9 protein-coding genes are annotated in these 8,686 nt (G+C 53.2%); 5 read left to right on the top strand and 4 right to left on the bottom strand.

Going from position 1 to position 8,686, the window contains the following annotated elements; all coding sequences use genetic code 11:
* From VGM48_RS10840 to VGM48_RS10825, 4 genes are all read left to right on the top strand, one after another.
* A partial coding sequence (locus VGM48_RS10840; protein WP_331578909.1) for a hypothetical protein occupies positions 1-287 on the top strand: 287 nt, incomplete at its 5' end.
* A gap of 100 nt (positions 288-387) precedes the next feature.
* Complete coding sequence (locus VGM48_RS10835; protein ID WP_331578908.1) at positions 388-975, top strand: porin family protein; 588 nt, start codon at positions 388-390, stop codon at positions 973-975.
* A gap of 213 nt (positions 976-1,188) precedes the next feature.
* Complete coding sequence (gene lon / locus VGM48_RS10830; protein WP_331578906.1) at positions 1,189-3,588, top strand: endopeptidase La; 2,400 nt, start codon at positions 1,189-1,191, stop codon at positions 3,586-3,588.
* A gap of 191 nt (positions 3,589-3,779) precedes the next feature.
* The gene (locus VGM48_RS10825) at positions 3,780-4,205 is read left to right on the top strand and encodes a response regulator transcription factor (protein WP_331578904.1); all 426 of its coding nucleotides are present in this window, start codon (positions 3,780-3,782) and stop codon (positions 4,203-4,205) included.
* On the opposite strand, the gene bioB is transcribed toward VGM48_RS10825, so the two are convergent.
* From bioB to VGM48_RS10805, 4 genes are read right to left on the bottom strand one after another with little or no spacing between them, the layout of a single operon-like run.
* On the bottom strand, positions 4,174-5,151 hold the full coding sequence (gene bioB, locus VGM48_RS10820) for a biotin synthase BioB (RefSeq protein ID WP_331578902.1): 978 nt from the start codon (positions 5,149-5,151) through the stop codon (positions 4,174-4,176). The genes VGM48_RS10825 and bioB overlap by 32 nt on opposite strands.
* 11 nt (positions 5,152-5,162) lie before the next feature.
* Positions 5,163-6,281 (bottom strand): M20/M25/M40 family metallo-hydrolase, encoded by a 1,119-nt coding sequence (locus VGM48_RS10815; protein ID WP_331578900.1) that lies wholly within the window; start codon positions 6,279-6,281, stop codon positions 5,163-5,165.
* Positions 6,282-6,313: 32 nt separating this feature from the next.
* Positions 6,314-7,153, bottom strand: coding sequence for a UbiA family prenyltransferase (locus VGM48_RS10810; RefSeq protein WP_331578898.1), 840 nt, complete (start codon positions 7,151-7,153; stop codon positions 6,314-6,316).
* Positions 7,154-7,179: 26 nt separating this feature from the next.
* Positions 7,180-7,638 (bottom strand): hypothetical protein, encoded by a 459-nt coding sequence (locus VGM48_RS10805; RefSeq protein ID WP_331578896.1) that lies wholly within the window; start codon positions 7,636-7,638, stop codon positions 7,180-7,182.
* Positions 7,639-7,707: 69 nt separating this feature from the next.
* Between VGM48_RS10805 and VGM48_RS10800 the strand changes: the two genes are divergently transcribed.
* Positions 7,708-8,679: an acyl transferase gene (locus VGM48_RS10800; protein WP_331578894.1), complete on the top strand. Its 972-nt coding sequence runs from the start codon at positions 7,708-7,710 to the stop codon at positions 8,677-8,679.
* The last annotated feature ends 7 nt before the right edge of the window (positions 8,680-8,686 follow it).

The following is an 8,686-nucleotide window of genomic DNA, read 5'->3' as shown; positions in this document are numbered from 1 at the left end:
ACTCCTGGCTGTCGATCCTTGTCGGTCCGCAATACGGCTTTCTCGTGACCCAGACAGAGGGCCTGTTACAGAGTCCAAACGACCAGAATAGAAAGGCCTTTAACCGTAACGACCTCTCCATCGTCTGGGGCGGGCAGATCAACCTTAACAAGGTGATCGTTGGGCTGCGGTACACGGCGGGTCTGAACAATATTTGCTTCCGCACGACGGACACCTGGCGTCAATACGGGTTCCAGTTCTATGTCGGCTATCAGCTGGGAGATTTTAAACTGAGCAAGAAAAAATAATTCCCTTCATCTGGTTTGTAGAAACAATTACCCTAAAAACACTGGCATATAAGTTGAAATAATACATGCAATCCATTCCATTACACAAAAACAAACCATCATGAAGAGGAACGCATTCGTATTATCCGTAGCGCTTGTGTTAGCCATGCTCCATAGCCAGGCGCAGGGTTTTCATCTCGGCATCAAAGCCGGCGCCAATCTGTTCAAGGTAGACGGCCAGGCGTACAGTTCGGAGTTCAAGTTCGGATATAATGTCGGGGCTTTTTCGGAGATCAACTTTACGCCCAATATCGGTCTCCAACCCGAACTTTTATTCAATCAGACGAATTTTCGCACCGGTACCCAATTCAGTCAGGTGTACAGCGGCGGTCTCGACAACTACAAAGGCAAACTGAATTATCTCAGCATTCCCGTCCTGCTCAGCATCCGGCCGATCCCGCTGTTGAGCATCCTGGTGGGGCCGCAGTTCGGTATCCTGCTGAACCAGGACGAGCATCTTGTCAACAATGCCAAAGACGCGTTTAAAAAAGGAGACTTTTCGATGGTTGGCGGCGCGCAACTGAACTTAGCCAGCATCAAGGTCGGCGCCCGGTATGTCATCGGATTGAACAACATCAACGATGTGGATGATCAGAATTCCTGGAAGAATCAGGGCTGGCAACTGTATGCGGGTTTTCGCATCTTCTAGCTATGCTGCATCCGCAGCTTATTTCTGTTAAAATTTACCGCGATAGGACAACCCTCCTGACAAAACAGGAGGGTTTTGTTTTGCGCCGGGGGATAGAGGGGCTATATTTGTCGTAATTTTGTTGTGGCATCAATATTGTCCCCTATATATTTCGTCCATAAAAGAGTAGGATTTTTCCATTACAGGTGCTATTTTGTCACTAAATAGAAGAAATTGAAAGAGAACTTATTCATGAGAGCGGAAGATGATCTGGATTTTATGCCCATCATACCCTTGAATGAAACGGACAATGAAGGACTGAACGATATCGAGATCCCCAAAGAACTTCCGGTACTTCCTCTGCGCAATACGGTACTTTTTCCCGGCGTCGTCCTCCCGATCACGGTGGGCCGGGATAAGAGCATCAAGGCTGTCAACGATGCCTATAAGAGCGACAAGCTCATCGGTGTGCTGGCGCAGAAAGACAGTACGGTGGAAGATCCGACGGTTACCGATCTCGAAGATGTCGGTACGGTGGCCAGGATCATCAAGCTGATAAAGATGCCCGATGGCGGAACTACGGTTATCCTACAGGGTAAACGGCGTTTCAAGGTGGGGGCGGTGACGGCCGAAGATCCTTATTTCAAGGCGCAGGTGGTGTTATTGCAGGAAGAAGAAGCGCCGAAGGAGCAGGATTTCGAAGCCTATGTGTCCAATATCAAGGACCTGGCCGCGCAGATCATCCAGCTGTCACCGAATATTCCTTCGGAGGCTTCCATCATCCTGAAGAATATCGAGAACCCTTCCTTCCTGATCCATTTTATTTCCAGCAATCTCAATACCGAGCTGCACGAAAAGCAGCAACTCCTCGAGATCCATCATATCAAATCCAGGGCAGACCTGCTGATGCAGCTGTTGCAACGGGAATTGCAGTTTGCGGAGTTGAAGAATAAACTCACCAACCGGACGAAGACCGAGCTCGACAAACAGCAGCGCGAATATTTTTTGCAGCAGCAGTTGAAGAGCATCAAGGATGAACTGGGCGGTGATACGAATGAGCGGGAGGTGAAGGAGATGCAGAAGAAGGCCGAAGGCAAGAAATGGCCGGCGGCGGCGCGCGATCTTTTCCGCAAGGGGATCGAACGGCTGGAACGTATGCATCCCAGCACCCCGGATTATTCGGTCGTATATAATCATCTCGATCTGATGCTGGAATTGCCATGGGACGACTATACGGCAGACTCCTATGATCTGAAAAAAGCAAAAAAGATCCTGGACCACGATCACTATGGGATGGACAAGGTGAAGGAACGGATCCTCGAATATCTTGCCGTACTCAAGCTGAAGGGAGACATGAAGAGTCCGATCCTTTGTTTCATGGGCCCTCCGGGTATCGGCAAGACCTCGCTTGGCCGCAGCATCGCCAATGCCATCGGCAGGAAGTACGTTCGCATCTCGCTTGGCGGGTTGCATGACGAAAGCGAGATCCGCGGTCATCGCAAGACCTATATCGGGGCGATGCCGGGACGGATCCTGCAATCCCTGCGGAAGATCAAGTCGTCGAATCCCGTGATGATCCTCGATGAGATCGATAAGACGGGCAGCGATTTCCGGGGCGACCCGAGCTCCGCGCTGCTGGAAGTGCTGGACCCGGAACAGAATCATACTTTTTATGATAATTATCTGGAGATGGAATACGATCTGAGCAAGGTTCTTTTCGTCGCGACGGCCAACGATATAAACGCCATTCCACCGGCGCTGCGCGACCGGCTGGAGATCATCGATCTCAGCGGGTATGCCGTGGAGGAGAAGATCGAGATCGCGAGGCGTCACCTCGTACCTAAACAAAAGGATGCTCATGGGTTGAAGCCGCTTAGTTTCAAGATCGCCGACAAGGTGCTGGAGAAGGTGATCCAGGACTACACGCGGGAAAGCGGGGTCCGGGAACTGGACCGGCAGCTGGCGTCGATCATGCGTTACCAGGCGAAGGAATTTGCCATGAAAGGGAAGCTCAAATCCCAGTTGACGCAGGCCGATATCGAAAAGGTCCTTGGCCGGTCGAGGTACAGCAACGATCTCTATAAGGTGGCGAATATGCCGGGGGTGGCCGTAGGGTTGGCCTGGACCTATGTAGGGGGCGATATCCTGTTCGTGGAGACCAGTCTCAGCGAAGGCAAGGGAGAACTGAAACTGACGGGTAATCTCGGCAATGTGATGAAGGAAAGCGCGGCGACCGCGTTTACCTATCTGCAGTCGAATGCCCGCAAATACGATATCGACAGCGAGGCCTTCAGCAAGAAAACGGTTCACGTGCATTTGCCCGAGGGCGCAGTGCCCAAGGATGGGCCCAGCGCCGGGGTGACGATGATGACCGCGATGGCTTCTGCGTTCACCGGCAAGCGGGTAAAACCCTATCTGGCCATGACAGGAGAGATCACTTTGCGCGGACAGGTCTTGCCCGTCGGGGGGATCAAGGAAAAGATCCTGGCGGCGAGGCGGGCGGGCTTAAAGGAAGTGATCCTTTGCTGGCAGAACGAAAAAGATGTACAGGAGATCGATTCCGCCTTTATCAAGGGACTTAAATTCAATTTTGTTAAAACTATGCAGCAGGTGCTGGAACTTGCGCTGGTATAATGAACACAAACAGCCCATGAAATGTTATTAAGGTAGATTTTCATGTTGGTTGTTTTAAGGGTTGGGGGCCTAACGCATGCGTTAGGCCCCTTTTTATTAATGGAAACTGGGTAATCGATGGAGGATTTGATCGGTTTGCGTTTTTTTTATTTCCGAAGTCCTAATTTTGGAAACGTGAGAAAATACCTTTCATGATCAAATTAATCATCGTCGACGATCATTTCCATGTCCGTGAAGCCTGGAGCTGGGTGCTCGGGCAGGTCCCCGGGATCAGCGTCATTGCCCAATGCGCCAATGGCCAGGAAGCCATTGAAGCGGCACAACGGCTGCAGCCCGATGTCATGTTAATGGATATCCATATGAATCCCGTCAATGGGATGGAGGCCACCCGGAGTATTCGTGAATTTTCCCCTCATATCAAGATCATCGGAGTTTCCGTCCAGGCGGAGCGGTCCTATGTCAATGAGATGCTGCGCAACGGCGCCAATGGCTTTGTCACAAAGAATTCCCCCAGCCAGGAGATGATCACCGCCATCGGCGAGGTCATGGCCGGCAAGACCTATATCTGCGAGGAGGTGGGCCATCTCAAGCCTGCGCCAGCTCTTTCTCGTCCTTGAATGCAACCCGCGGTTTGAGCCCCAGCAGGTCGAACATCAGGTTGTCCTCTTCAAAACTGGGATTGGGCGTGGTGAGCAGCTTTTCACCCGCGAAGATGCTGTTGGCGCCTGCCATAAAGCAGAGCGCCTGTTCCGCCTGGCTCATCTCGGCGCGGCCTGCACTCAACCGGACCATGGTGGCGGGCATGAGGATGCGGGCGGTGGCGATCATGCGGACCATGTCCCAGACATCCACCTTGTCGTTATGTTCAAGCGGAGTCCCCTTTACGCGAACGAGGGCATTGATGGGCACACTTTCGGGATGTTGGGGAAGAGTAGAGAGCGTACGAAGCATCCCGATCCGGTCTTCATGTGTTTCGCCAAGCCCGATAATCCCGCCGCAGCAGACGGTTACCCCTGCTTTACGGACATTGTCGAGGGTCTTCAGCCGGTCGTCATAGGTGCGGGTCGAAATGATCTCGCTATAATATTCCGAAGAGGTATCCAGGTTATGGTTGTAGGCATAAAGACCGGCATCGGCGAGTTTTTTTGCCTGGTCTTCGTTTAGCATGCCAAGGGTACAGCAGACTTCCATCCCCATCTCATTCACTCCTTTGACCATATCGATCACCCGGTCGAAGTCCTTGTTGTCGCGGACCTCGCGCCAGGCGGCGCCCATGCAAAAGCGGGTCGAACCGGCGGCCCTGGCCTTCGATGCATATTCCAGCACTTCTTCCTTCTTCATTAAAGACTGTACGTTGACGCCGGTGTTGTAACGCGCGGCCTGCGGACAATAGGCGCAGTCCTCGGGACAGCCTCCTGTCTTGATGGAAAGCAGCGTGCAGACCTGCACTTCCCCGGTGGCGTTATATTCGCGGTGAACAGTAGCTGCCCGGTAGATGAGGTCCAGCAGCGGTGTATTATAGATCTCTTTTATTTCGGCGATTGTCCAATCAGTACGAAGCATAGTTATACAATTTAAAGATAGCTGAGATTGGTTTTGGGGGTTAAGGTAAGTAAAGTTTCATACATGAGCCGGATGGTCTGTTCGACATCCCTTCTGTGCAGCATTTCCACTGTCGTATGCATATATCGCAGGGGAATGGAGATCAGCACCGAGGGGCAGCCGTCATTGGCATAGGCAAAGGAATCGGTATCGGTGCCCGTGCTCCGGGACACCGCCCGCATCTGGGCCGGAAGTCCGTTCTTCTCCGCAGTCTCCTGGACGATGGCCAGCAATTTGTTGTGCACCGCGGGGCCAAAAGCCAGGGACGGTCCTTTTCCGCAGGCGATCTCGCCTTCGATGGCTTTATTGATCATCGGCGTGGTAGTGTCATGGGTGACATCGGTGACGATCGCGATGTTGGGGCGAAGCCGCCGGGCGATCATTTCCGCGCCGCGGAGTCCCACTTCTTCCTGAACGGCATTCACCACATATAATCCAAAAGGCAGTTTTTTCTTGTTTTCTTTGAGCAGACGCGCCACTTCGGCGATCATGAACCCGCCGACGCGATTGTCGAAGGCGCGGCCGATGAGATAGTCATAGCCCAGTTCGGCATAGCCGTCCTGGTAGGTGACTACCGAGCCGATGTGGACACCGAGGTCTTCCACTTCTTTCTTGTTGCGGGCGCCCGTGTCGAGAAAGAGGCTGTCCACTTTTGGCGTCGGTTCTTTTGCGTCGGTATTGGCGAGCCGGGTATGGATGGCGGGCCAGCCGAAAACGGCGGGCACCTGGCCTTTCTTCCCATGGATGAACACCCGCATGCCGGGGGCGATCTGGTGATCGACGCCGCCGTTCCGTTTGAGGTAGATCAGACCTTCCGGATTGATATAATTGACGAACCAGCTGATCTCGTCGGCATGCGCCTCGATGACCACTTTAAAAGGCGCATCGGGGTTGACGATACCCACAGCCGTACCATAGGGATCGGTAAAATATGTTTCCACATAGGGTTTCAGATACTCGAGCCAAAGCTTTTGGCCGCTGGTCTCAAAACCCACAGGAGACGGATTGTCGATATATCTTTTCAGGAATTCCCAGGATCTGGAAGTAAGGATGGATGGTGTCGTAGCTCCGCTTTTCGCAATTTTTGCCATGAATATTAGTTACGTATTGGCAGCAAATGTACTTAAATCCTAAAAATGAACATCAGCAGCCCGGAAAACATCATAAGGCCGTCCAGGACAATATAATAAAGGTCGTCAGAGAAATTGCGTTTGCTCTCCCGGTATAGGAAGCCGGTGATGATACCGGGTATCACCAGCAGGAAAATATGGTAGGCAGGGTAGTGATAGAAGGCCAGGGCGAGATAACAGCCGAAGAAGCCGGCCAGCGAAGCCCAAAAGACCCCGTCGATCCCTTTTTCGCTGAACAGGGTGATCAAGCTTCGGATCCCCTGGTTCCGGTCATCCTCCCGGTCCCGGTAATCAAAGATGATGCAGATGGCATAGATCAGGAAGAACCGGCCGGCCGTGAACAGGATAAAGGGGGGCTGCCACCGGGTACCGGCGATGATCAGGGGAAGCACGGTGGTGACATATACCCATACAAAGGTGAGGAAGAGGGTCTTCCCGACGGCGATCTTCTGCAGCTGCCGGAAGGCCCGTTGGGGGAGTTTGGGCGCCGAATACAAAAAGGTGAGAAAGGCGCCGACGAAAAGGGCGATAAAATAATGCGCCAGGTAGAAGAAATAGACGGCGGAGCCGACAACACCGGTGAGATAGAGGACAAAATGAAGGGCTTTATGCCGGTGGGTCCACTGGACGCGACGGGAAGGGCTGGTCGAGCGGGGCGTAAGATACCAATGGAAGTTGTAGCTGCACATGGTGGCAAAGAATACAAATCCGAGGAGCCGGCCCGGCGGCGACGTTCCCAGCAGCAGCCAGGTGGTTTGCCAAACCATCAGCACGGCGCATAAGGCTATATAAAGACTGCTGAATACAAAATAATCGACGATCTTTCTGATCACGCTGCTTCGTTAATGGAGCCTCGAAGTTACGGATTTTCGATCACGATCTTGGGTGAAGAGATGGTATCGCTGGAGACGTTGTTGGTGGTCAGCACAAAGAACTTGTAAATGAGAGTATCGTTCATGTGCAGGTTCGCAGATTCGCTGAGAAAACCCTGGACCGGAAGGGCGAACCGGATCTCACCGCTCGAACTGCCGTTGAAATCGGGGATCGGTACCGGGAACGTGTCCAGGCCGGCCGAATCGGTAACGGGAAAGGGGACCTGGTTGATGCGGGTGCGGATGGCGACGAACATGCCGTTGCTCAGTTTGGAGGAATTACTTATTTTGAACAGGGCCCGCATGGAGTCGTCGTGGGCCACGGGTGTGTTGATGGATTCGAGGGAAATTTTGGGCTTGCCGCTGGAATTGCCCTTGCTACAGCCGATTGCGATACAGAGGGCCGAAAGCAATACGGAGGATACCAGGATATAGCCAGACTTCATGTTGAAGGATTTAGTTGCTCTTGCCTACAAACCTACCCAATTTTAAGGAAAAGGGGATAATTTTGTAGGGTGCATTTGAACTTTTTTAACAATTTGACCCCGGTGGAGTTCACCTCCCGGGCGCTTGGGCTTTTCCAGTTTCAATTCGCGAATAACCCGCTTTACCGGAAGTATACGGAAACCCTGGGGGTCGACCCGGCCGGCGTCACCCGGCTGGAGGACATTCCCTTCCTGCCCGTCAGCTTCTTCAAGACGGAGGCCGTAAAGACTACCGGTTTCACCCCCGAAACCGTCTTTACCAGCAGCGGAACCACGGGGATGGTGACCAGCCGTCATGAGATAAAGGACCTGGAACTCTACCGGCAGAGCTTCCGGACGGCATTCCAACGCTTCTATGGTAATATTACGGATTGGTGTGTCATCGGGTTGCTTCCTTCCTACCTGGAAAGATCAAGCAGTTCGCTGGTGGTGATGGTGGACGACCTGATAAAAGGCAGCGGGCACCCACAAAGCGGGTTTTACCTGTATGAACACGAAGCCTTGCGCGGGCTGTTGCTGGAACTGGAGGCGCGGGGTCAAAAGACCCTGCTCATCGGCGTGACTTTCGCGCTGCTGGACCTCGCCGAAAAATATTCGTTCTCGCTGCGGCATACGGTCATCATGGAAACCGGGGGGATGAAGGGCCGGCGCCGCGAACTGACGAGGGCGGAACTGCATGCTTTTCTAATCCGGCGGCTCGGGGTGGAAAGTATCCATGCCGAGTATGGCATGACCGAACTGCTGTCCCAGGCCTATTCTCCGGGGCAGGGGCTTTTCACCTGTCCTCCGTGGATGCGGATGCTGGTGCGAACGGAAGACGATCCGCTGGAAGTACGCACGGAAGGGGAAGGGATCCTCAATATTATCGATCTGGCCAATCGCTGGTCCTGCGCCTTTCTGGCCACGGACGATGTGGGCCGCATTTATCCGGATGGCCGTTTCGAGGTGGCGGGACGCGTGGACAACAGCGATATGCGGGGTTGCAGCCTGCTTGTAGCGTAAGCGGGAG

It is taken from the genome of Puia sp. (genome assembly GCF_036500295.1).
GTDB lineage: Bacteria > Bacteroidota > Bacteroidia > Chitinophagales > Chitinophagaceae > Puia.
Note: the sequence above shows the minus strand (reverse complement) of the source record. Positions and strands in the feature narration are given on the sequence as shown.

Bases quoted from the DNA above. Each gene is read 5' to 3' on its own strand.
- VGM48_RS10835 (WP_331578908.1), top strand. From the start codon at position 388: ATGAAGAGGAACGCATTCGTATTATCCGTAGCGCTTGTGTTAGCCATG.
- VGM48_RS10825 (WP_331578904.1), top strand. From the start codon at position 3,780: ATGATCAAATTAATCATCGTCGACGATCATTTCCATGTCCGTGAAGCC.
- bioB (WP_331578902.1), bottom strand. From the start codon at position 5,151: ATGCTTCGTACTGATTGGACAATCGCCGAAATAAAAGAGATCTATAAT.
- VGM48_RS10815 (WP_331578900.1), bottom strand. From the start codon at position 6,281: ATGGCAAAAATTGCGAAAAGCGGAGCTACGACACCATCCATCCTTACT.
- VGM48_RS10805 (WP_331578896.1), bottom strand. From the start codon at position 7,638: ATGAAGTCTGGCTATATCCTGGTATCCTCCGTATTGCTTTCGGCCCTC.